The organism is Pseudanabaena sp. FACHB-1998 (genome assembly GCF_014696355.1).
Taxonomy (GTDB): Bacteria; Cyanobacteriota; Cyanobacteriia; order Pseudanabaenales; family Pseudanabaenaceae; genus Pseudanabaena.
In genome coordinates, this window is sequence record NZ_JACJQA010000014.1 from 78,020 (window position 1) to 100,490 (window position 22,471).

General features: G+C 42.2%; 21 protein-coding genes. 10 read left to right on the top strand and 11 right to left on the bottom strand.

All coding sequences use genetic code 11. The features are described from left to right. Nucleotides 1–102: 102 nt before the first annotated feature. Nucleotides 103–3,084, top strand: coding sequence for a glycoside hydrolase family 38 C-terminal domain-containing protein (locus H6F42_RS06030; protein WP_190398455.1), 2,982 nt, complete (start codon nucleotides 103–105; stop codon nucleotides 3,082–3,084). 89 nt (nucleotides 3,085–3,173) lie between these two features. On the opposite strand, the gene H6F42_RS06035 is transcribed toward H6F42_RS06030, so the two are convergent. From H6F42_RS06035 to H6F42_RS06050, 4 genes are all read right to left on the bottom strand, one after another. Continuing rightward, a complete protein-coding gene (locus H6F42_RS06035; RefSeq protein ID WP_190398456.1) occupies nucleotides 3,174–5,417 on the bottom strand; it encodes a hypothetical protein in 2,244 nt (747 codons plus the stop codon). Nucleotides 5,418–5,591: 174 nt separating this feature from the next. After that, entirely contained in the window at nucleotides 5,592–6,083 is a 492-nt protein-coding gene (locus H6F42_RS06040) for a YajQ family cyclic di-GMP-binding protein (RefSeq protein WP_190398457.1), read from the bottom strand. A 158-nt stretch (nucleotides 6,084–6,241) separates the two neighbouring features. Further along, nucleotides 6,242–7,369 carry an aldo/keto reductase gene (locus tag H6F42_RS06045; protein WP_190398458.1) on the bottom strand — a complete coding sequence of 376 codons (1,128 nt, stop codon included), beginning with the start codon at nucleotides 7,367–7,369 and terminating at the stop codon, nucleotides 6,242–6,244. Between the two features lie 232 nt (nucleotides 7,370–7,601). Further along, nucleotides 7,602–7,991 (bottom strand): hypothetical protein, encoded by a 390-nt coding sequence (locus tag H6F42_RS06050; protein ID WP_190398459.1) that lies wholly within the window; start codon nucleotides 7,989–7,991, stop codon nucleotides 7,602–7,604. Between the two features lie 609 nt (nucleotides 7,992–8,600). Between H6F42_RS06050 and tatC the strand changes: the two genes are divergently transcribed. Further along, a complete protein-coding gene (gene tatC, locus H6F42_RS06055) occupies nucleotides 8,601–9,287 on the top strand; it encodes a twin-arginine translocase subunit TatC (protein ID WP_347272290.1) in 687 nt (228 codons plus the stop codon). A gap of 291 nt (nucleotides 9,288–9,578) precedes the next feature. Here the strand turns inward: tatC and H6F42_RS06060 are convergent, their stop codons facing one another. The 4 genes from H6F42_RS06060 to H6F42_RS06075 are packed head-to-tail and all read right to left on the bottom strand — an operon-like array spanning nucleotide 9,579 to nucleotide 11,570. Further along, on the bottom strand, nucleotides 9,579–9,764 hold the full coding sequence (locus tag H6F42_RS06060; RefSeq protein WP_190398461.1) for a DUF2281 domain-containing protein: 186 nt from the start codon (nucleotides 9,762–9,764) through the stop codon (nucleotides 9,579–9,581). A gap of 48 nt (nucleotides 9,765–9,812) precedes the next feature. Beyond that, complete coding sequence (locus tag H6F42_RS06065) at nucleotides 9,813–10,301, bottom strand: hypothetical protein (protein WP_190398462.1); 489 nt, start codon at nucleotides 10,299–10,301, stop codon at nucleotides 9,813–9,815. Next, entirely contained in the window at nucleotides 10,298–11,167 is an 870-nt protein-coding gene (locus tag H6F42_RS06070) for a hypothetical protein (RefSeq protein WP_190398463.1), read from the bottom strand. The genes H6F42_RS06065 and H6F42_RS06070 overlap by 4 nt, the downstream gene beginning before the upstream one ends. Further along, nucleotides 11,154–11,570 carry a prevent-host-death family protein gene (locus H6F42_RS06075; RefSeq protein WP_190398464.1) on the bottom strand — a complete coding sequence of 139 codons (417 nt, stop codon included), beginning with the start codon at nucleotides 11,568–11,570 and terminating at the stop codon, nucleotides 11,154–11,156. The genes H6F42_RS06070 and H6F42_RS06075 overlap by 14 nt, the downstream gene beginning before the upstream one ends. 598 nt (nucleotides 11,571–12,168) lie before the next feature. Here H6F42_RS06075 and H6F42_RS06080 point away from each other — a divergent pair. From H6F42_RS06080 to H6F42_RS06105, 6 genes are all read left to right on the top strand, one after another. Next, nucleotides 12,169–12,468, top strand: a complete 300-nt coding sequence (locus tag H6F42_RS06080) for a type II toxin-antitoxin system RelE/ParE family toxin (RefSeq protein ID WP_347272289.1) — start codon at nucleotides 12,169–12,171, stop codon at nucleotides 12,466–12,468. A 48-nt stretch (nucleotides 12,469–12,516) separates the two neighbouring features. Then, a complete protein-coding gene (locus H6F42_RS06085) occupies nucleotides 12,517–12,801 on the top strand; it encodes a HigA family addiction module antitoxin (RefSeq protein ID WP_190398465.1) in 285 nt (94 codons plus the stop codon). A 94-nt stretch (nucleotides 12,802–12,895) separates the two neighbouring features. Next, on the top strand, nucleotides 12,896–13,234 hold the full coding sequence (locus H6F42_RS06090) for a DUF433 domain-containing protein (protein WP_190398466.1): 339 nt from the start codon (nucleotides 12,896–12,898) through the stop codon (nucleotides 13,232–13,234). Beyond that, nucleotides 13,227–13,610, top strand: a complete 384-nt coding sequence (locus H6F42_RS06095; RefSeq protein WP_190398467.1) for a DUF5615 family PIN-like protein — start codon at nucleotides 13,227–13,229, stop codon at nucleotides 13,608–13,610. Before H6F42_RS06090 ends, H6F42_RS06095 begins: the two co-directional genes overlap by 8 nt. A gap of 485 nt (nucleotides 13,611–14,095) precedes the next feature. Next, nucleotides 14,096–14,308 (top strand): hypothetical protein, encoded by a 213-nt coding sequence (locus H6F42_RS06100; protein WP_190398468.1) that lies wholly within the window; start codon nucleotides 14,096–14,098, stop codon nucleotides 14,306–14,308. Then, the gene (locus tag H6F42_RS06105) at nucleotides 14,301–14,723 is read left to right on the top strand and encodes a hypothetical protein (protein WP_190398469.1); all 423 of its coding nucleotides are present in this window, start codon (nucleotides 14,301–14,303) and stop codon (nucleotides 14,721–14,723) included. Before H6F42_RS06100 ends, H6F42_RS06105 begins: the two co-directional genes overlap by 8 nt. An 18-nt stretch (nucleotides 14,724–14,741) precedes the next feature. On the opposite strand, the gene H6F42_RS06110 is transcribed toward H6F42_RS06105, so the two are convergent. After that, nucleotides 14,742–14,954, bottom strand: a complete 213-nt coding sequence (locus H6F42_RS06110) for a hypothetical protein (RefSeq protein ID WP_190398470.1) — start codon at nucleotides 14,952–14,954, stop codon at nucleotides 14,742–14,744. Between the two features lie 164 nt (nucleotides 14,955–15,118). Between H6F42_RS06110 and cimA the strand changes: the two genes are divergently transcribed. Then, complete coding sequence (gene cimA, locus H6F42_RS06115) at nucleotides 15,119–16,747, top strand: citramalate synthase (protein WP_190398471.1); 1,629 nt, start codon at nucleotides 15,119–15,121, stop codon at nucleotides 16,745–16,747. 34 nt (nucleotides 16,748–16,781) lie between these two features. On the opposite strand, the gene H6F42_RS06120 is transcribed toward cimA, so the two are convergent. Then, a complete protein-coding gene (locus H6F42_RS06120) occupies nucleotides 16,782–20,006 on the bottom strand; it encodes an efflux RND transporter permease subunit (protein WP_190398472.1) in 3,225 nt (1,074 codons plus the stop codon). Nucleotides 20,007–20,067: 61 nt separating this feature from the next. After that, nucleotides 20,068–21,408, bottom strand: coding sequence for an efflux RND transporter periplasmic adaptor subunit (locus tag H6F42_RS06125; RefSeq protein ID WP_190398473.1), 1,341 nt, complete (start codon nucleotides 21,406–21,408; stop codon nucleotides 20,068–20,070). A gap of 176 nt (nucleotides 21,409–21,584) precedes the next feature. On the opposite strand from H6F42_RS06125, the gene H6F42_RS06130 reads away from it, so the two are divergent. Beyond that, nucleotides 21,585–22,358 carry a M90 family metallopeptidase gene (locus H6F42_RS06130; protein WP_190398479.1) on the top strand — a complete coding sequence of 258 codons (774 nt, stop codon included), beginning with the start codon at nucleotides 21,585–21,587 and terminating at the stop codon, nucleotides 22,356–22,358. Nucleotides 22,359–22,471: the final 113 nt, after the last annotated feature.

A 22,471-nucleotide genomic window follows, 5' to 3' on the forward strand; every position in this document is an offset into this window, starting at 1 on the left:
CCCTAAAAAGTTGATGCAGTTAAACAAACTTCTAAATATAGCGATCGCTAATCTGTATCATTGTCTTTAGCAAAACCATAAACTCAAATCTTCAAAGTCTCCATGATTGATTATGCAAACAATCTAACTCAAGTTATCGCTCAATTGCGATCGCGATCGCGTTTATCGATCCTTAGCAGTTGGCAAAGACAGAATGATCATGGTGAATGGAAGCCATTGCCAACAGTAAATTCTAAGCAGAATCAGCCGATGTTATCTTTCTTGCCAAAGGAAGAAAATATTCATTTAAAACAAGTTTGGCAAGTTCCCGAAATATATGCAGGTTTACCCACTCTAGACGCAACCATTCGCCTTCATTTAATTTGGTGGGCAGATATTTGTGAAGTTTGGGTTAAGGGCGAGAAAGTTCAAGAAGGAGATTTATTCGATCAAAAATGCCGCCTTTTATTGACTCAAGAAGCAAAGACAAATCAAGAATTTAGTTTAGAGATTAAACTAAACAGCACAAAGCATGACATTGGCGCGTTACAGCGTTCAGAAATAGTTTTTGAATATCCACATCAACTATGTGATCCTGATAGATTTGCAACTGAGCTAGAGGTTCTCCAGACCTATATTCCGATTTTCGCAAAACATCAAATTGATTTACAGCCCTTAGAAACTGCTGCAAATAGCTTAATCGCGCTTTTTTCCGTAGCTGAATCTATTACTAGTGCCAAGTTTTTTTCCCAACTCGCAGAAATTCGCGAACCATTACTGCAATATAGTGAATTCCTCAAACAACGCCAGATCTATATACTCGGTAATTCCCATATTGATGTGGCTTGGTTGTGGGCGATCGCGGAAACTAAGAATGCAATGCAGCGCACATTTACCTCCGCTTTAAATTTACAAAAAAGCTATCCAGAATTGATCTTCAATCAAAGCACAGCAGTTTCCTATCAATGGATGGAGCAACAATATCCTGAATTATTTGCGCGAATTCAGTCAGCCGTAGCAGAGGGAAAATGGGAACTGATCGGGGGGATGTGGGTAGAGCCAGATGGGAACTTGCCGAGTGGCGAAGCTTTAATTAGACAGATTCTCTATGGTCAAGAATATTTTCGGGCGAAATTCCAGCGCGAAGTTAAAATCGCATGGCTGCCTGATACCTTTGGCTTTCATTGGCAAATGCCGCAAATCCTTTTAAAAAGCGGCTTTGAAGCTTTTGTGACTCAGAAATTACTATGGAATGATCGCAATAAGTTTCCCCATCAAATTTTTTGGTGGGAAGGTGTGGATGGAAGTCAGATTTTTACATATTTCAGTAATGAACTTGGTCAAGGATTGGAACCTGTGGCGATCGCTAAGTATCTCGCCAATCAAGAAGAAAAGCATCACATCCCTGAAACAGCGTGGCTCTATGGTGTGGGCGATCATGGTGGGGGACCAACTGCTGATATGTTAGATCTGGGGCGTGAGTGTGCCGAATCGCCCATATTCTTTCAAATGCAATCTAGTACCCTAGAGAACTTTCTTTTAAATTTAAAGGAGAAATTACCCGCAGATTTACCTGTTTGGCAAGATGAGCTTTATTTAGAATTTCATCGCGGTACATTTACCACGAAGGCTGATCAGAAGCGGCAAAATCGCCAAATGGAAGTGCTTTTAGGCAATGCTGAAAAATTTAGTGCGATCGCCTATTTAACTAGCCAGATTCCCTATCCGCAAGCAGATTTAGAAACTGCATGGCAAGGATTACTGCTCAATCAATTTCACGATATTTTAACAGGAACCTCGATTCCTGAAGTGTTTACTGATGCCGATCGCACATGGACTGAGGCGCGAGAAATTTGCGATCGCATTTTAGTATCTGTTGAGCAGACATCATGTTTACAAGCTTGGAATTTTTTAAACTGGCAGCGATCGCAATTAATTAGACTTGCCGATAATTCTTTATGTTGGTTAGAAAATATTCCTAGCTTTGGCTTTGCAGACTTAAAAACTGTAGCAATTCGAGAAACAGATCAGCCTTTAAGCATTACTTCTGAGAATGATAAGTTTTTTCTGGAAAATATTTATCTGCGGGTTGAGATTGATGCAAAGTCTGGAGTGATTTCGCAAATATTTGATAAGCGATCGCAAAAAAATATATTGCAATCTTCTAGCGAGTTACAATTTTTTGAAGATAAAGGACAATATTGGGATGCGTGGAATATTGATCCTAATTATGAGAGTAAAAAGTTAGAATCTGCAATCTTAGAATCAATTACAATTTCAGAAAATTGCAACTTGTTAGTATCCATTCGTATTGTTCAAAAATTCCGTAATTCTACTTTTACTCAAGAAATCCAACTAACAGCTTTTGAAGCATTTGTTACTGTCAATAATTCAATAGATTGGCAAGAGGAATATACTTTAGTTAAAGTTAATTTCCCTGTAAATTGGCAATCGTCCTATGCTACCTATGAGATTCCGATGGGAACAATTCAGCGTAGTACTTTAGGCGCAACTCCTGAAGCTAAAGCCAAATGGGAAGTTCCCGCGCAATATTGGTCAGATATATCCTCAGAGCAAGATTCTCTAGGTTTAGCCGTTCTTAATGATAGTAAGTATGGCTATGATGCTAAGCCTGATTGCTTGCGTTTAACTTTGCTGCGGAGTCCCAACTGGCCTAGTCCCAATAGCGATCGCGGGTATCATCAGTTTACCTATCGCCTAGTTCCCCATCAAGGAGATTGGCGCGGGGCAAATATTGTCCAATTAGCGCAAGAATTGAACAATCCAATTGTTTTAAAAAATTCGCCAATTCCAGAAACTTCGCAAAGTTTTCTAAATATTTCTGCACCAAATATTATTCTCTCCGCCTTCAAGCGATCGCAAGATCAATCAGGTTGGATCATCCGTTTATACGAGGCGCATGGTCAGACAACAGAAACAAATATTGAGATTTCATCACATTTATTGTCATTAAAAAATATATGGGAATGTGATCTCATGGAAAATCCTCAAACTCAACTCAATCTAGAAAATACTAATGTAAATATTAATCTTTTCAAAGTATCTTTTAAAGCCTATGAAATTAAAACCTTCTTAATTTCTTAATGTAGCAACGTAAGTTTTGCTTAGGACATAAACCCCAAAAGATGAGTAGCAGCGCGAAGCGCTGCTACTCATCTTTTGGGGTTTGATAATTAACGGAAATTCCACATCTCGTAGCGACCATTACGGAGCGTGAGAATTTGCCCATCGACATTGCTGGGTAAAACATCAATCCAAACCCTCCCGCCATTCATATCACTAAAGATTAGCGAACCGTCGTTCGCAAAGGTAATCGCTAGCGGATAATGGCGATCGCCTAAATCAATTTGTTCTCGATTGAGCAAGAGTAAGTATTCTGATTTACCAGAACCATCAAGATTTACCGCCGATAAAGTCCATTGCTGCTGCACTAACAAGCTAAAATCTTCAATACTTACGGAGACCTGCCCGTTCCGTTGTAATTCGCGATACATCGCTCTGATTAGCTTTTCAATCGTTTTAGGAGAGAGGGATTGCCAATCAACGGAAGATCCTTTTGGCGGATCGAAAATTCCACCACTGGTCACAAGGGGGGCAATCACGCTTTTATTAAGGATTGAGGCAAGAGAAATATCACCTGAAGCCAGAATCTTTAATCGACCGCCATCACTTACCCAGAGGGATTGGGCTGTTAAAGTCGCTGTTTGGGACTTGCCATAGGCATCATAGGTCACTACTCCCAAATTATTATTAAGCGAAAGCCCTAAAACGCGCCACAACAATATGGAAGATCGATCGCTTAATTCGGGAAAAGGATCATTGCGCCAGCGATCGCCATCCTTAATCAAATCAATACTCACCTCATACCAAGCCTGACCAGCATCCAGCTTTGGCGGAGGCAAGAACCAATCTGCACCAGCATTTCCTTTGCCGATGTAAGACACAGTTCCTAATAATTGCTGCGGTTTTAAATAAATTGGCGCGAGATCGAGGCGTTGCAATAATTGATTGGAATCTTTAGCATCCACATTTTGCGATCGCAACCATTGCTCAGCACGCCGCAAGCCATTGCGATGTAATACCACCAAGCCACCCCAGATCTTAATTTCCTTGGCTCCCGTAAAGCTCAGCATCGTCATCACCCTTTGCCAAATGTGTGGATGATATTTCGCCAGCATTTCCGCAATTTTATCGCCTTTATAACTGGGATCATTAGCGATCGCGAGGGCATCATTCCATCTGCCATCAATGATATTAATCAAAGCTCTTTCCCCCAGATTGGAATTAGGATTTTGAGCTTGCTCAAAGGTGATTTTAGAATGCAAACTAATTAGGTCATACTGCTCTTGAATAAAGGGCGGTAGAGTTTTGCCTTGAGAACGCAATTCGGTAACCATGAAATTGAACTTTTCAAGAGCAGGTGTCCATAGTCCTACACTTGCCATTAATAGAGCGTCTTGATATGCCTTGGGCTGATTTTTAGCTTCGTTGAGGTTTATCTGTCGTAATTGGATTTTGCGAATGGAATTGAGAATCACTTCTTCTGGTTGATAAATCAAGAATGCTGGTTCAAATTCTTGACTTTGGTTAACAACTAACTGAGAGGAATTATTGTTCGATAATACATTCCGCCATTTCGGAAGCTCCCCCGCAGGACTATTCCAAGCATCTAACTCAAATAGTTGCGATCTCTTATCGGCGGCAAAATAGTAGATTTGTCCATAGGTAATGCCATCGACATTGCCAGAAGTCGTAAACCAAATCCCATTTTTTAATCCACCAATATCCTTGGGTGAATTATCTAAAAGGGAAAGCCTTTTTAAGGGTAAACGGTTGCGGTTTGGTTGCAGTCTTTCGGGAGGGTTATAGGTGATGTATTTGAGCAGAGGCGATCGCACAAAGTATTCATCAATTCCTGAAATGGTGGTTGTGCTGATTAACAGAAGCTTTTCTACACCTCGATCCATGACAGACTGATAGAGACGAATTTCGCGTATATTTTGGGTCTCTGTTTCCAGTACCGTATAAAGAGTTTCTCCCTCCTTTAGTCCAAAACTCTCGCCTAACTTAAGCTGGTTTCGCTTTAGTTCTGATTGGATTTGAGAAATACTTTTAGGAATGTTCCATAGAGAATTGGAATAAAATGCGGGAGCTTCAGACGAACCTAGCCAACTAATCGCTAAAGGATTGGCGAGATAAACTACCCCTAATCCAATTAGTCCCCCCACTAATGGAATACTTAAAACAATACCAAAATTTGCCCATGTAAAGCGATCGCGTGGATCACTAACGGATGGTGTTGATGAAGATTTCGCTAAAGATGCAGGACTTGCCCCAGCCGACAATTCGACGGGTAATTCAGGATCAGTCTTAACAAGATCGCCAAAAGTTTTTGGGGATTCAGGCAAAGATTCCATGTGCGGTATCGCAAATCCTATACGGTTGCCATAGCCTAGCATATCTAGGACAAATCAAACTAAAATAAGTAAAAGCGGCGCTTCGCGCCGCCTTTACTTATTTTGGTTTGATGTAAGTGGGAAGGGAGTAGCTATTTTTAGCTTAAGTATTACAGTGCCAATCGCCCGTAATACTTAACGATAGTTGGTAAATTGTAAGGCTAGGGGGAAATCCTCGCCTTTGACAAGTTGGATAATTTCCTGTAGCTCGTCTTTAGATTTGGAAGTGACCCGCAAAGCATCGCCTTGTATGGAAGCTTGGGACTTAGGAAAATTATCACGGATAGTCTTAGATAGTTTTTTTGCTTGATCCTGTTCGATGCCACGCTTGAGCTTGATTTTTTGAATGACGCGATTGCCGCTAGCCGACTCAATTTCGCCATAGTCAAAAATTTTCAGCGATAAACCACGCTTAATGGACTTAGATTGCAACACATCAACTACCGCAGTTAAGGTCATTTCGCTATTAGTTTTAATAGTGATTAGTTCCTTTTCTAGTTCAACTTCAGTATTCGTACTTTTGAGGTCATAGCGGCTGACAATTTCACGGCGCGTTTGATCGATCGCATTGACCAGTTCTTGATGGTCGAAATCGCTCACAATATCAAAGGAATAACTAGAAGCCATAGATTTATTTAAGGGGTTATGAAGGAGATTATTTTATAAATTACAGGTTATAAACTGCAATTACTAATATTGGCACAGCGATCTAGGATAGCAAAAAAGTTGCTTAGGGTTTCGTAATTTAATTTTGATGACACAGTGTGGCTGTGCCATCAAAAGTCCTATTCCCACAAACGTCTACCCTCTTGACCATGGAGGCGATCGTGAGTATCTCTTAACAGCTTTGGTATATCCAGATTTTCGGGACATCTCGGTAAGCAATCGCCGCAATCAGTACAGCGAATTGCTTTAGTTCCGGGAAACCAATGTCCCGCATTCTCAAACATTTTGTAACGATACTTGCCAAACTCCACCATATCAAAGCCGATCACTAAATTTCGCAGCCTTAGGACTTCAGGAATATTAATGCTTTCAGGACAGGGTAGGCATTGATAACATTGAGAACACAGATCTTTATCTAGCAATGTGTAGCGCCGATTCATGCAATCGAGAACCGCTTGCTCTAGCTCCGACATCGGCGAGTCATTGTCCCATGCGTCTTGATGGGAATCTACTTCTGAGGGGATCGCTGCCCCAAGGCTGAGGGTATGAACTCGCGGATCGCTTAGCAAAAAGCGATCGCACATATATAGGGCGGTAAATGGATAGCAAACCCCTGCTAATTCTTCTGAAGGATTGTAGAGCATTCCGCCTTTATCGGAAGGTGAAATGATAAATACACCCATATCTTTTTCATGGGCTAGTTGCACCGCAGGAGCATTGCGTTGATTGAAGTAGTAGTAATGTAAATTGACCGATTCAAATAAATCTGTGCGAATCGTATCGAGAATGACGTTCAAAGGGGCATGGGTGGAGAATCCCACATGTCCAATCATTTTTTGATCGATGGCTTCTCTTACTGCCTTCATGCATCCATTGGGATTTGTCACTAGTTCGATATGTTCGGATAGATTAATCCCATGAATATCGAAGTTATCGATATAGTCCACATTCATTTTTTTGAGTGCATGTTCGATCTGACGACGCATAGAGTCTGCGTCTTTAGTGGGTGAAATTTTGGTGGTTAAATAAAAGCGATCGCGTTGTTGTTTCAATCCATTTCGCATCGCTTGACCGATATATTCTTCGCTCTTTCCGTAGCCTTGAGCAGTTTCAATGTGATTAATCCCCACCTCTAAGGCTCGTAAAATAGTTCTATGGGCATTGTCGGCTGATTCTAAATAGCGCATTGCTCCCAGAGAAAATACGGATAGGAGCATTTCAGTTTTACCAAAGCGACGGTAGCGCATAGCTTATCTAAATAAATATATTCACTAATATAGCAATCCTAAATGATTTGAGAGTGCGTCCAAAGGGACGCACTCTCAAATCAAAACCCAAGAAGACGAGTTGCGGCGCTTCGCGCCGCAACTCGTCTTCTTGCGAGAATGGCAACAGTCAGGGGTGCGGGGCAAAAAATGCACCCTGACTATTGGTAAGTGAATAGATGAGAGATATATGGCGAAGCCATATATCTCTCATCTATTGGGAGATGCGATTAATGGCTTCAAACATTTCTCCATCGGAAATTATTTGCTGACGTTGTTGCTTTTTAAAGTTGGCAATGCGATCGCCCATAGTTTGGCGATCGGTAATCACTTCTTTTTCTGGAAGTCGCCAATTAAGAAATCTATCTAAACCTTCGAGAGGCGCAAAGGAAAGATTGTTTTGAGAAAATCGCAATAGTTGCATACTGCCGCCACCCACCGCAGGAGCATTAGTTTGCTGCATCTCTAATAGCATTTGTTGCGCGGGGGAAATTGCTTTGGACTGATTTTGTCCGATCGCGATCTGGGCGTTTAGATATTCGGTATTTAAGGAAAATACACTACTGGCGATCGCCAATAAACCGAGAATTTTAAATAAAGCCATGCCAACTTTCCTAAAACTTTACAGAGAGAAATGCAACATAAATGCGTCTTCTGCGGCTATCGTCATTTGTAGTGAGACGGAACCAAAACCCCAGAAGTGAGTGGTGGCGCTTCGCGCCGCCACTCACTTCTGATTTTGTATCCTAACAAGACTGACGACAGCTATAAACATATTAAAACTAACATTACCTTCGTTTTTTACCGCTAAATGTTAGAAAACTTACAATCTCAGTAGCTGGGCGCACTTCAAGAGTAAAGGCTGGGCTTCGCCCAGCCTTTACTCTTGAAGCATTGCTTATAGTTGCAGCACTTTTTGTCGCAACTCTCTTTGGGTTTTTCTTGATATACTTGGCGACAGCGATACTTTGATTATTTGATAGTTTTTAAGCAATCGAGTTAAGCGATCGACAAGTAGATTTTTAGTAACGACACCATGCTAGAGACGGTAAGTGAAGCAGAGCAACCAAAAGATTTGGCAGATGCATCAGCTATGGAGCCAGTAAATACGGAGGCGATCGCCATTGTCGATACTCAAGTCGATACCCAAATTGTTGATGAGCCACAAGTCGATGATGATCTTGATGTAGTGGATGATCTTGAGGATGTGGAGATGTCCCTCTTCGATCACTTAGAGGAATTGCGATCGCGAATTTTTTATGCCCTCATTGCGGTGTTTGTGGGGGTAATTGGCTGCTTTGCCTTGGTTAATAAAATTGTGGCTCTGCTAGAAATCCCTGCTCAAGGTGTGAAATTTTTGCAACTTGCCCCGGGGGAATATTTCTTTGTGTCGATTAAGGTGGCTGGCTACAGTGGTCTATTAGTGGCAAGCCCTGCAATTTTGTACCAAATTGTCAGATTTATTCTGCCCGGACTTACGCGCAAGGAAAAACGGGCGATCGCGCCGATTGTTTTCGGCTCTAGCATTTTATTTGTTTTAGGGATTGTCTTTGCCTATGAGTTATTAATCCCTGCGGCGCTTAATTTCTTTATCAGCTATGGCGGGGATGTGGTTGAGCAGTTTTGGTCAATCGATCGCTATTTTGAGTTTGTCCTATTGCTACTTTTCAGCACAGGCTTAGCATTCCAGATACCCGTGATACAGGCTTTGTTAGCCATGACAGGTATTGTGAGTTCTAAAAGGATGTTGGCGGGTTGGCGCTATGTTGTTCTGGGTGCAGTAATTTTAGGTGCGGTGTTGACTCCATCAACTGATCCCATGACCCAAAGTTTATTGGCTGGTGCAGTCGGCATTTTATACTTTGGTGGCATTTTCTTAGTTAAAGCGATGGGTAAATAGTTTTACGATTTTTGCTATTTTTAGGTTGAAACCAAAATCAAAATGAAATTCGTTAAAATATTAGTTGCGTTCCTCAAGTATCATTTCACTGGTGAAATGATACTTGAGTGAATGTGATGCTTAGATTCATTGCTTTTGAGTAAAGTGTATCTTGAGGATCGAGTAGGGCGATCCAATATCCTGTATCAGCAAAAACTGTTTTCATGCTTCAATCTTTGGAGAACCATAAAGATAATGGTCATGGTTAATTGATCCATCATGGGGAAGTTTGTCCCATTCTTCGTTGGGAACTTAGGCTTGAATTTCTTTGACTCGCTCTAATAGGTCGAGAATTCCGTTTGTTTTTGTTTCAGTTGCTTGATTGTTAACTTTGGCTTGCTGACGTTGTTTGAGAAATAGGCAAAAGTCAAGGATTTCTTCAACTAATGATTCGGGGGCTTGTTCAAGTTCTTTGCTAAGTTGTTCTCTAAACGTCATTTTGTTGTTCTCCTATTGTCACTCTCAATATTCTCTAGCTTAATTTAACTAGAATAAGCTGTTAAGTTTTTGGACTTGATTTGCAATTGGGCGTACATCAAGTAAAGAAATAGGCAATCCAAAAGTGTTATAGTCCTGATTGGGAACCTTCTTTTCATGTGCTTCACGATATTTTTGCCATACTAAAGCTCTTAGGAGAGATGGCTTAACGATTAGAATTTCTTGATTAGGTATTAAGAAAATCCAGCAGTCAGCTTGTGAACTCCATCCCCATCCTGGAATGTTTTTGGAGTCAACAGAAATAGTCTCAAAGAAAAGATTTCCTGTTCGTTTAGCGACTACATCACATTTGTATTCAGCAGAAACAGTAAAACCGTTGGAGCAAGACAAAAGACGATCTATTCCTATTTCTTGATATTCTGGATTATCAGATACATCAGAGATAGTGTATGTCTGGCTAAGCCATTCATCTAAAATTCTTTCGCCTTGCTTACCAACTTTATGTTGCGATTTAAATTCAAACTGATGATTTTTCATACATAATTAAAAATGTCAAGATCAAGATATTCTTGAAGATGTTTTTGCCCTTCTCGTCTAATAGGAATTCCAGCTTCACGAGAGACCCAATTGATCAGACCACGAACTGACTGCGCTCGTCTAGGCTCTGTTTTTCCACCACAATCTGTGATATCCAGTTGTTTGAAAATATCTTGCAGCAACTTGATGGTCAATTCTTTCTCTCCCTTAGTTGTTTCTTGAATGGCAAGTTTAATGACAGGAAATCCAAGAAGAGATTCAGCAACTAGACGTTGAATATTTTGATGATCTCCATTAGCAAAACTAGAACGAATTATCTCAATACATTCATAAACTCCTTGAGTTTGGTGTTCAGATTTATGGATTTTAATCAATCCAAGTTCTTTCAAAAAGCTGGCATTATATTGCCCGTATCTAGCAATGTCTTTTTTATTCTTAGCCTTACTACCACCATGCAATCCTAGTTCGTAAGCAGTGTTGTGTCCCTGATATATTAACTCCAAAGCGAGCATAATCCGCTTAATCCCAATTTGGGGAATATTGATTTCTCCTATGCTGAAATGCAAACTTCTCCGAAGAATTTCACGCCAATCGATGTCTTGAGAAAGGAAGTTACATTCGTAGAATTTGATGAGCTTCTTTTCTGGGAAGACAGCATAGACAATCTCAAATGTTCTACCTGTGATTTGATGGTTGATTCCACAGATATTGATTCCAACATCTGAAATTGTCTCTCCTGTTGCTCTTAACTGCTGTAGTACAGGTTTCAGTTCATCTTCGACCATTTCATCCCAAAACACTCCTCCTTTCTGATACTCACAAAGCTTTTGTTTTACGTCGGAGGAAGCATAATCAAATTGAAACATAATTTTGTTCTCCTTTAGCGGTTGAATTTTCAAGTTGAGTTGAGAGAAGAAACATTTTATTGGCATTGCCAATGACGGGAAAAGAAAGATGCTGAGATAGTTTTGGGCTAAGAAAAACTAGTACTTTTCTATTGTGGAAAGTTAAATATATACAATCTATACCAGACTGTAGAAGTTCCCACGCTTCTGTCATGTGATCCCGAAATTGCGTTAATTGCATTTCTTCTGTTGAAGCAATAGGTATTTCCTCCCTCTCTAAATCATCTATAGGCAGGAGGAAACCTACAATTTCACCATAATAGGTGACAACAATTCGTTGCTTTCCCAATTGAACAAGTCGCCTGATTTTAGGCAAACTCACTCTCATCTCAGACATTGGAATCTGTTTAAAACTGTAACTCATGACTTCCTACTGATTAATAATATCTTTCATTACTCGACCTGTAATCTATGTATTGAATGATTGCATACCTACCCACAATATGTCAATAATGTTTTACGATATTTACGTGTTTTACGTTTTGCGCTTAAAAACATTGCGGAGAAAGTCTTTGGCTTTTTTAGCTGTGATTTCTATATATGATTATTAAACGAGGCTATATAATGATCAACTGCCATTCAGGAGTATGGAGGCAAATTGTGAATACAACTTTCAAATTTGATCTGTAAATGTAATCTGGCAACCTGTAGATTTGCATAAGCTCACCTTGCTCGGATTCTATGAACTATTCATCAAACAAACGAAACCCTCTACAAAAGAGTGATCTTTTCTAGCTGGGAGCAAAAAATAGCAATCCCTGCTCTCCACTAGGAATCGTCAACTTCGCCCAAAAGCGCAGCGTCAAGACCTCCTGTAACGTTTGGTAATGGTTCAGCCAACAAGCGATCGCTTAATTGATTTATGTTTTTTAGTTATATTTTTAAGATGCAGGTGATTGTATCGGCGATCGCTATGCTAACTTGTGATTGAATAGTGATGATTTACAAAAGTGTTGATATAAGTGGCAATTTATAACTTTCGGAATAAAGCAACCGAAGACATAAACTATGGTCGCGTCACAAAAAACAGCTTAAAACTTTTGCCAAAACCCTTACATCAAAAGGCTCAAATCAAGCTTGCGCGGATCTCTGCGGCAAGCTCACTTGAAGACTTACGTGAACTTCGTGGGAATCGGTTAGAAATTTTGATTGGAGATAGAGAAGGACAATATAGTATCCGAATCAACGATCAATATCGTATTTGCTTCCGATGGCTAAAAGAGAATGCTTATGATGTAGAAATCATTGACTATCATAATTGACAGTCTTAAATTATTTGTTAAACCATAAAACTTGTACTAGAACCAATCATGCAGCAACTACACCTAACACCTATTCACCCCGGAAAAGTCTTACAGGATGAACTAGAAGAAATTAATATCTCCTCTGAAGCCTTAGCTAATCATATAGAAGTACCACCCAACATAATTCACGATATTTGTGATGGCAAGAAGGATATTAACGCATTAATAGCCATGAAACTGTCTCGTGCCTTGGGAGCAAGCCCTCAATTTTGGCTAAATCTTCAAAACAATTGGGAGATTAGTCAGATTAAGGAATCCGAATATCAAAATATCCAATCAATCGCCGCTTAATAGCGATCGCCTTCTTTATACGACATCCACATACCGATGAAATCAGGAATGAATTGCGCGATAGCGATCAAGTTAAGAACATAAACCCAAAGCTATGAATACAAAGCTAGTAGAATCCTTAGCCCAAGTAATCGAATCCCTTGCACCAGATGAATATGCCCTATTGCAAGAAAAACTAAAATCTCGCACAATCCAGAAAACCATCGGCGTATGTGGCGGTCATGCAAGAATCCGCAACACCCGCATCCCCGTTTGGACAATCATCTCACTCCAACAACAAGGAGCCGATACCCCAGAACTTTTACGCAACTTCCCTTCATTAACCACAGACGACTTGAGCAACGCCCAATTCTATTACACTACCCATCAAGAAGAAATTGATCGCGCGATCGCCTCTCATCAATCCGAGCAAGAGGAAGCGATCATTGGCTAGATTCTATTCCAACGAAAACTTTGCGTTCGATATTGTGCAAATCCTGCGTGATTACGGTCATGATGTACTCACGTCCTACGAAGCAGGACAAGCAAATCAAGGTATTCCCGATCTTGAAGTTCTAAGATTTGCCACCAACCAAAACCGAATTCTAATAACTTTTAATCGTGATGATTTTATCAACTTACATCGTAGCGGCATGAATCATAGTGGCATCATTATTTGTAAAGACGATCGCGACTATCAGAGACAAGCCAAATTTATCAATGACTTTTTGCAATCCCAAACAACAGAACTTAGCGATCGCTTAATTCGCATCCAAAAGCAAAATCAGCCCAAGTCTAGTAAACCAATGTTTATAATTCGAGAATACTAAGTGACAGTGAGTGATCGCCAAGTTCTGCTTTACTCAATTTTTGTTATTTGAGGCGATCTCTTTTATCTATTAGCGATCGCATTTGATGATGAAAACAGGCGATCTCTTGCCATGATGAATATAATAATATAGCCAACTTTGAGAAATTTACCTTCACAGAACCACTCCCCACTCAATCCCAAATACCAACGAAACCTTTGCCTCTAAATCAAGCGATCGTTTTTCCTCAAAAAGCTTCTAAACATGTGACATTAACCCTCTATCGAATTACAACGTACCAACAACAAAGCAAAATCGCCTTCAGAAAGTGCGATCGCTCGTAATAGCCGTTTTAGAGTAGCCTGTCTATCTGCACTCATCTCTATAAATTCAAAAGATGCTCAAAGTATAAATGATAAGCAGCTAGACATCATGAATCTTAAAAAGCAAAGTTTAAGATCTCCATTAGCGAAAGTATACTAACTGTAATTTAATGGACTAAATTTATGACTATGACCGAATTAATGCCGCTATTACGGAAACTAAACCGTGCTGAAAAATTACACGTTATGCAATGCCTAGTATCGGACTTGGCACAAGACGAATCCGACTTACTCAGACAAAATATGTCCTATCCCATCTGGTCGCCCTATGATGCTTTTGAAGCGGCAGATACCATGTTAAAAGTTTTGGCAGCAGAAAAAAGTAATCATGCGTAAACCTCAAGGATATTCCTACACCACATTCGATCCTGCCCTTGGAGAAGCTGGATTTAGACCATTACTGCCCATCACCCTTGATTATCAAGATCGCTCCATTCAAGTAAATGGATTGCTTGATACTGGCGCAACTATTAACGTCTTGCCATACCAGTTAGGAATTGAGATTGGTGCAATTTGGGAAGAACAAACAACATCGTTGCAACTGACAGGCAATCTTGCTCAATTTGAAGCGCGTGTGATTGTTTTGAATGCGAAAGTATCTGATTTTGAAACCGCAAAGTTAGTATTTGCATGGACAAAAGCGCCTAATGTTCCGCTAATTTTAGGTCAGGTCAACTTTTTTATGGAATTTGACGTTTGCTTTTATCGATCGCAACTTTCCTTTGAGGTCCGCCATAAGAAACAAGCCTAATAAAATCGTACTAGCGCCTTACCCATAATATCCACAAGATTTACCACCCCATCCGCATCCGTGATATGGCGATCTATAGAGACTAGATCCCAATTGTGCTTTTAAATCTGCCACAAGGCGATCGCGCACCTCTATCGAATTAAAACGCGCCAGCAACAAAGCAAAATCGCCGACCGAAAGTGCGATCGCCCGTAATAGCCGTTTGAGAGTAACCTGTCTATCTGCACTCATCTCTATAAATTCAAAAGATGCTCAAAGTATAAATGCTAAGTAGCTAGAGATAATAAATCTTAAAAAGCAAAAGTATACTAATGATAAGTTCTGGGACTAAATTTGTGACCATGACCGAGTTAAGGCAACCTTCTCATGCGTAAACCTCAAAGATATTCTTAAATATGCATAATATCGCATCAAATTCTAGTGAACATATTTTCATATATGACACAACTCTTCGGGATGGCACTCAGCGCGAAGGGTTGTCGTTATCAGTGGAAGATAAGGTGCGAATCGCCGATCGCCTCGATCTCATGGGGATTGCTTTTATCGAAGGGGGTTGGGCGGGCGCAAATCCTAAGGATGGCGAATTTTTTCGACGAATGCAAGAATATCGCCTTAGCCATGCCGAATTAGTGGTGTTTTGTTCGACGCGACGGGCGGGAATCAAGGCTGCGGATGATCCCATGCTTGGGCCAATTTTGGGAGCCGAAACAAAATGGATTACGATTTTTGGGAAATCGTGGGATCTCCATGTCATCGAAGGTTTGCGTACTACTTTAGATGAAAATCTAGAGATGATCGGCGATACGATCGCCTATTTGAGAAGTTGCGATCGCCGCCTTATTTATGATGCTGAGCATTGGTTTGATGGTTATAAAAATAATCCCGATTATGCCATTAAGACACTCAAGGCGGCTTTTGAGGCGGGGGCGGAATGGTTTGTTCTCTGTGACACCAATGGCGGCACTCTGCCCGATGAAGTCGCTAAAATCACACAAATAGTTTATGAATCCCTGATTGCTTGGGGTAACGCCTCTCCGCAAATTGGCATTCATCCCCACAATGACTCAGGTTTAGCCGTTGCCAATGCGATCGCCGCCGTCCAGCATGGGGCAACGATGGTACAGGGGACAATTAACGGCTATGGTGAGCGCTGTGGCAATGCCAATCTCTGCACCGTCATTCCCAACTTGCAGCTAAAAATGGGCTATGACTGCATCGCCGCCGATAACCTCGCCCAACTTACGGAAGTTTCGCGCCAAGTTAGTGAAATCGTTAATCTTGCTCCCGACGATCATGCTCCCTTTGTCGGGGCTTCCGCCTTTGCCCATAAGGGAGGCATTCATGTCAGCGCGGTGCAGCGCAATCCGCTTACTTACGAGCATATTGCCCCTGAGAGCATCGGCAACAATCGACGGATTGTAATCTCTGAGCAAGCCGGAATTAGCAATGTCATTTCTAAGGTAGAAACCTTTGGCATCTGCCTCCGCAAAGAAGATCCCGCCTGTCGGCAGATTTTGCAAATGACTAAAGAACTCGAACAAATCGGTTATCAGTTCGAGTCCGCCGAGGCGAGTTTTGAGCTATTAGTCCGCGAAGCGTTAGGCGATCGCCCTAAGTTTTTTACGATTAGTAATTTCTATGTCTATTGCGCCACCGATAGCGATCGGCTAAATGGAGATGTGAATTCCCAAGCTACCGTCAAAGTGGTAGTCAATGGCGAAGAACATCTCACAGCCGCCGAAGGTAACGGCCCCGTGTCCGCCCTAGATCTAGCTCTAAGAAAGGCTTTAATTAGTTTCTATCCTGAAATTGCCAACTTCTATCTCACCGATTACAAGGTGCGGATTCTCAATAGTGACTGCGGCACACAGGCGACAACTAGAGTATTAATCGAATTTAGCAACGGTAAACGCAGATGGTCAACGGCAGGCGTTTCTGACAATATCATTGATGCTTCCTGTAAGGCGATCGGCGAAGGTTTAGAGTACGGACTACTCGCCGCCGTGAGATATACCAAAACATAGAGAAGGCGGCGCTTAGCGCCGCCTTCTCTATGTTTTATCGACTTTGAATTTTGGGGATTACGTTAAACCTAAGCAGTTTAATCAATTTTGCCAAATTAAGCTCATGCATCAGCACATAGGAGCAGGGAATTAGGAATAAGGTCAGGATTGTGGCAAGGGCTAACCCAGAAAAAATCACAATCCCAAGCGGTTGTAAAAATTCGCCGCCATCGCCGCCGCCAAGAGCTAGAGGAAATGCACCGACAACAGTGGTAATCGTAGTCATCAAGATCGGACGTAAACGGGTAGGTGCAGCTTGTAACATCGCCTGCATACGACTACATTTCTGTTCCTCGCGTAACTGGTTCGCCAGTTCTACCAGCACGATCGCATTATTCACGACGATCCCAATTAACAAGATCACACCGATTACCACCATCACATTAATCGAGCTATTGGTCACATACAGCCCCACAATACCTCCAGCCAGTGCAAGGGGAATCGTCAGCATGATCACTAATGGGTCGAGCAAGGAGTTGTACTGTACTGCCATCACCACAAATACGAGGAATGATGCAAGTAACCCCAATACTCCAAAGGCTCCAGAGAGGTTGTCATTAGCCGCTTTAGCGGAACTAGGTAATATGGTGACACCATCGGGTAAATCAATTTCCGCGATCGCCTGTTCAGTTTGTTTGAGAGCATCACTAAGACTTGCGCCGCGCTCCACACTACCGAGGATTAGGTAAACCTGACGTTGATTAATCCGTTGAATTTCCCCTGGGGCGCGACCTTCGCTCAAAGTTGCCACATCAGCGAGGCGGACTGGGCGATTATTGCTGACAAATAGAGGGACTTGCTGCAACTGCGAAGAGTTTTGGCGTAACGCAGGATCAAGCTGTACGCGCACATCGACAAGGCGATCACCACGTTGTAACTGTGTGGGAACCGAACCTGTAATCGCAGTTTGCAGAGTGGAGCCGATCGCTTGCGTGGATAACCCTAGCGCTTGCAGACGTTCCCAATCAGGAATAATCTGGACTTCAGGCTGACGGGCATCAGTATCAGGGCGGAAGGTTGCTCCTTTGACTGACTTCTCCAAAGCACTAAGAACTTCTAAACCTGCTTGCGTCAATAGGTCTGGATTATTACCTTGCAAAACGACATCAATATCGGTTCTGGGTACAGGTGAATTGTTAACGATAATCCCGCGCACTTGCCCAGGGTTAACCCTCACTCTTATTCCTGCTAGATTTAGTTTGGCAATTTCTCGATTCACGCGACTCACAAAGCCCGTCAGGTCAGCATTTGGCTTGAGTGTAACGGTACTACCACTACGCAAAGGATTAGCAGTAACGTTATTCCCAAAGGAACCGCCGCCAATAGTTGCAAATGAGTAGGCTGTTTCAGGTTGCTTGATTAGAATTTCGTCAACCAGCTCCATCACTTTAATGTTCTCAGCAAGGGTTGTACCTGCGGGAAATTGAGCATTGACGTTGACATCACCTGTTTTGACTTGGGGAATGATTTCTTGGGGAAGTTGTCGTGCCATCAGGAAGCCGCCACCGCCAAGGATGGCGAATAGAGCAATGATGACCAAAAGGCGATATTGAACAATCCTTGCTAAAAATCCTGCGTAGCCAAGAGTCGCCGCTGCAAAACGACGCTCAAATCCAACCATAAACCAAGATTCATTTAAACGACTTGACCAAGGAATAGCTAGTAGTCGCGAAGCCATCATCGGTACGACAGTTACCGCGATCACAATCGACGCAAGTACTGCAAAACTAATGGTCAGAATCAGTTGATTGAATAGTAGTGCCAGAAATCCACCTAACAATAGAAATGGGAAAATTACGACAAGATTAGTGCTAGTAGAAGCAATTAGGGCTGATTCAATCTCAGCGCTGCTATCCTGTGATTGATTGATAATGTCATCAAAATTAGCCTCACCACCATTGCGCTTGCGAATTTTCTCAATGCCGATAGTAATGTTCTCTAACATCACAATCGAGTTATCCACAACAATACCCACACCGAGAGCAAGTCCACCTAAACTGAACAGGTTGAGAGAGAAACCAAAAATACCCATACAGATGATTGCGGCGAGGGTCGCCAAGGGAATGGCAAGGGTGATAATTAGAGTCTGGCGTAATGACCCTAGAAATAAAAACACAGCGATCGCCGCTAAGGCAGAACCAATAATCCCTGACCAAACTACGTTGGAAACCGAAGCCCTGATCAGTCTTGACTCGTCAAGGGTGGCTGTTATCTCTGCATCACTGGGAATCAAGCCATTTTCCTGAAGAGTGGCGACTTTTTCTTTGACGCGATCAATTACTTCAATCGTATTTGCATCAGGCTGCTTAGTGATGAGCAAACGCACCGCTTGCTGTCCATTTAAAGTTGTGAAAACCCGTTGTTCTTCAGTACTGTCAATAATTTCCGCAAAGTCTCGCAAATAGACTTGTCTAGACGGAGCTGTACTGGATGGATTACCAACGACAAAGGATAAATTTTCTAGCTCTTGAGCATTTTTAAACTTGCCGATCGCCCGAGTCAGTGGCTCGACCGCACCATTGCGTAACCTCCCCCCCGAAATATCAATATTGCGATCGCGCAATGCGTTCAAAACTTGATTAACACTTACACCTGCGGATTGTAAGCGGGGCAAGTCGAGATTGACCTGTACCTCTTCCTTTACGCCACCAACTACATCAACACCCGCAACACCCGGCACGATCGCTAGCTCACGCCCCAACTCCTCATCTGCAAATAGTCGCAACTCTGGCAATGACAAGGAAGGCGATGTGAGCGCAAGCTCATAGATCGGAAATTGGGAAGGATCAAATTTAAAAATTCTCTCATTCTCCACAACATCGGGTAGCTGGCTCCGACCTCGGTTGAAGCTAGCCACTGCGTCATTCAGAGCCTGATCAACATTACTACCTGCATCAAAAAACAAATCGACTCGCACCTGTCCTTCGCGAGTACGCGAAAAAAGCTGATTCACACCTTCAGTAATTGCTAATGCTTCTTCTAGAGGTTTAGTGACTTCGGTAATGGCTACCTCTGGAGAGACTCCCGGAACATCAATCTGTACGCCGATACGGGGATAAACAATCGATGGCAGTAAGTCCACTTGTAAGCGAGTTATATAAAATGCGCCCATTACAAAAATGGCGATCGTCAGCATCAGCGTACCAATGTGGCGGCGAATCGCTGTGGCGCTAATGCTAAATCCTGTCGGCTTTGGACTGGACGAGTTTTGGTTGCTCATAGTTACCTCTTAAAATAATTTAAAAAAGGTGATGATGTAACGCACTCCGTGCGTTACATCATCACTTAGAAGATTCCGATAACACGCTGAGCTTGACAGCATCACCATCCTGTAACTTGCCACCACTCCTGACCACAAGGCGATCGCCTTCCTTTAAACCAGAGAGAATTACAACTTTGCCATCACGGCGATCGCCAAGGGTAACTTTACGCGCTGACACTTTTGGCTCTTTCTGATCACCAGTAATCACAAAAACTGTGCCAGTTTTGGGCTTGCCCTTTTCATTAGGATTAGTACTAGACTTGGTATCGGTTTTTGGCTTCGCTTGAGTTGTATTCGTCTCTTTAGGTGCTTGAGTCGGTCGTCCTGCTACTTCCAGCGCAGTTTCTGCGATCGCAATTTGGCGAGCCTGACTACTTGAAAACTGCACTCTCGCTAATTGACCGCTCCCCAATTTATTGTCGCGATTAGGAACTACAACTTCCACAGGAATTAATCTCGCCACAGGATCAGCCACTGGTGAGATCCGTCTCACCGTTCCTGTAAACTTCTGATTGGGGAAGGTATCAAACCGAACATTAACTGATTGATTTAAACGAACTTTGCTAATTTCCAGTTCTGAAATCAGCACAATTACCTTAACTTGGCTAAAATCACCTAATTTTATAACGTCATTCCCTGCGAATAGAAGATTGCCAGTTTCACTAACTCGCTCTAACACAACACCACTAATTGGTGCAGTAATCGTAGTGTAGGATTGGCGCTCCTGTTCCCTTAATTTAATTGCTTCTTGGGCTAAAACTCTTTGAGAGCTTGCGCCCACGGTTTGCTGTTGCAGATTTACCTGCTGCTCCGCCGATCGCCAAGACTGCTCAGCTGATCGCGCACGGGTGATCGCAGTCTCCGCAGTTTGAGAAGATACGGCTCCATCTTTAGCCAATTGGGTGAAGCGATTCGCATCAGCTTGTGCTTGTTGATATTCCAGTCTGGCTCTTTCTACTTGGGCACGAGCATTGCCCACAGCCGCATTTGCCTGAGAGACTTCCGCTTCCCTTGCCGCAACTTCGGCATCCGCTTGCAGCACAGTCGCCGAGAGAACCGCATCATCCAACTGGGCGATCGCTTGCCCTGCATTGACCCGATCGCCAATATCTACATTTAAAGCTAATAATCTTCCTTCTATTCGCGCTCGCACTGACACTTCTTGAATGGGCGCAGTTGTACCTGCGTATTCGGTTTCGGCTTGCAGTGAGTCTAAACTGGCGATCGCCACATCTACGGCGGCAGGCGCTTTTTGGCTCTGCGTTTGGGCTTGAGATGCATCTTTATTAGTTTGAGAACTGCAACTTAAGTTGAACACCGATAAAATAGCAATTACAACCAGCATCCAAGTAGCTTTCATAACAGTGCGTATTAAAGTTAAGTTTTCTAACGTTATTCTAGGCTAAGTTATCGCCTTATGGATAACAGCTTTACCATAGGGCTTTCTATAGCTGTATCTAACACATAAATCAATTTCCTGTGCTTCCTCCTATCGTATTAGCGACTTTATTTTCCATAGTGATCAGTGCGATCGCGATGGGCATTTTAATATATCCCTTATTGCGAAAATGGCAACGCGATCAGCTGATGGAGCAGCCATTTCCAAGGCATTGGCTGAGTATTGTCGAAACTAATTTAGCGATTTATGGTTTCCTCTCATTGGAACAGCAAAAGCAATTACGAGGAAATATCCAAATATTTCTTAAGGAGAAGCAATTTATTGGTTGTGCGGGATTACAAATCACGGAAGAGATGCGGGTAACGATTGCGGCGATCGCCTGTTTATTATTATTTGGTGATCGGAAAACCTACTTCCCCAACCTCCGTTCTATTTTGGTCTATCCCCATGCTTATGTAGTAGATGAGATGGTTGTGAATGATCTTTATGTTGTGGAAGAGCGCAAAGTGGTAAGGTTGGGAGAATCATGGACAAAGGATCAGTTAATTCTCTCTTGGGAACAAGTTCAGCAAGATACTTTAAATTGGCGGGATGGTCATAATGTGGTGCTGCATGAGTTTGCCCATCAATTAGATCAAGAGGATGGAGAAGCGGAAGGTGTGCCAATTTTGCCAGAATCAATTAATCACAAAATATGGGCTAAGGTAATGGCAGAGTCTTTTACGCAACTTTGTAAGCAAGTGGAACTTGGTAAAAAGACCACCATTGATGCCTATGGCGCAACTCATCCTGCGGAATTCTTTGCCGTCATTACTGAGGCTTTTTTTGAAAAGCCGCATCAATTAAATCAGAAGCATCATGATATTTATGAACTTCTAAAAACGTACTACAAGCTTGATCCTCTTAAATAACTGATGTTACGTGGAAGGAAAACAGAGTAGAGTAAAGATAGACTCCGACAGAGGTTGAAAGGTATGGACAGAAAGTTCTTAGACCTATACTCAGATTACCTAATCAGTAGTTT

Bases quoted from the DNA above. Each gene is read 5' to 3' on its own strand.
- cimA (WP_190398471.1), top strand. From the start codon at position 15,119: ATGCATAATATCGCATCAAATTCTAGTGAACATATTTTCATATATGAC.
- H6F42_RS06050 (WP_190398459.1), bottom strand. From the start codon at position 7,991: ATGGCTTTATTTAAAATTCTCGGTTTATTGGCGATCGCCAGTAGTGTA.
- H6F42_RS06085 (WP_190398465.1), top strand. From the start codon at position 12,517: ATGCAGCAACTACACCTAACACCTATTCACCCCGGAAAAGTCTTACAG.
- H6F42_RS06090 (WP_190398466.1), top strand. From the start codon at position 12,896: ATGAATACAAAGCTAGTAGAATCCTTAGCCCAAGTAATCGAATCCCTT.
- H6F42_RS06100 (WP_190398468.1), top strand. From the start codon at position 14,096: ATGACTATGACCGAATTAATGCCGCTATTACGGAAACTAAACCGTGCT.
- H6F42_RS06060 (WP_190398461.1), bottom strand. From the start codon at position 9,764: ATGACGTTTAGAGAACAACTTAGCAAAGAACTTGAACAAGCCCCCGAA.
- H6F42_RS06045 (WP_190398458.1), bottom strand. From the start codon at position 7,369: ATGCGCTACCGTCGCTTTGGTAAAACTGAAATGCTCCTATCCGTATTT.
- H6F42_RS06120 (WP_190398472.1), bottom strand. From the start codon at position 20,006: ATGAGCAACCAAAACTCGTCCAGTCCAAAGCCGACAGGATTTAGCATT.
- H6F42_RS06075 (WP_190398464.1), bottom strand. From the start codon at position 11,570: ATGAGTTACAGTTTTAAACAGATTCCAATGTCTGAGATGAGAGTGAGT.
- H6F42_RS06105 (WP_190398469.1), top strand. From the start codon at position 14,301: ATGCGTAAACCTCAAGGATATTCCTACACCACATTCGATCCTGCCCTT.
- H6F42_RS06030 (WP_190398455.1), top strand. From the start codon at position 103: ATGATTGATTATGCAAACAATCTAACTCAAGTTATCGCTCAATTGCGA.
- H6F42_RS06125 (WP_190398473.1), bottom strand. From the start codon at position 21,408: ATGAAAGCTACTTGGATGCTGGTTGTAATTGCTATTTTATCGGTGTTC.
- H6F42_RS06110 (WP_190398470.1), bottom strand. From the start codon at position 14,954: ATGAGTGCAGATAGACAGGTTACTCTCAAACGGCTATTACGGGCGATC.
- H6F42_RS06130 (WP_190398479.1), top strand. From the start codon at position 21,585: ATGGGCATTTTAATATATCCCTTATTGCGAAAATGGCAACGCGATCAG.
- tatC (WP_347272290.1), top strand. From the start codon at position 8,601: ATGTCCCTCTTCGATCACTTAGAGGAATTGCGATCGCGAATTTTTTAT.
- H6F42_RS06065 (WP_190398462.1), bottom strand. From the start codon at position 10,301: ATGAAAAATCATCAGTTTGAATTTAAATCGCAACATAAAGTTGGTAAG.
- H6F42_RS06070 (WP_190398463.1), bottom strand. From the start codon at position 11,167: ATGTTTCAATTTGATTATGCTTCCTCCGACGTAAAACAAAAGCTTTGT.
- H6F42_RS06040 (WP_190398457.1), bottom strand. From the start codon at position 6,083: ATGGCTTCTAGTTATTCCTTTGATATTGTGAGCGATTTCGACCATCAA.
- H6F42_RS06035 (WP_190398456.1), bottom strand. From the start codon at position 5,417: ATGGAATCTTTGCCTGAATCCCCAAAAACTTTTGGCGATCTTGTTAAG.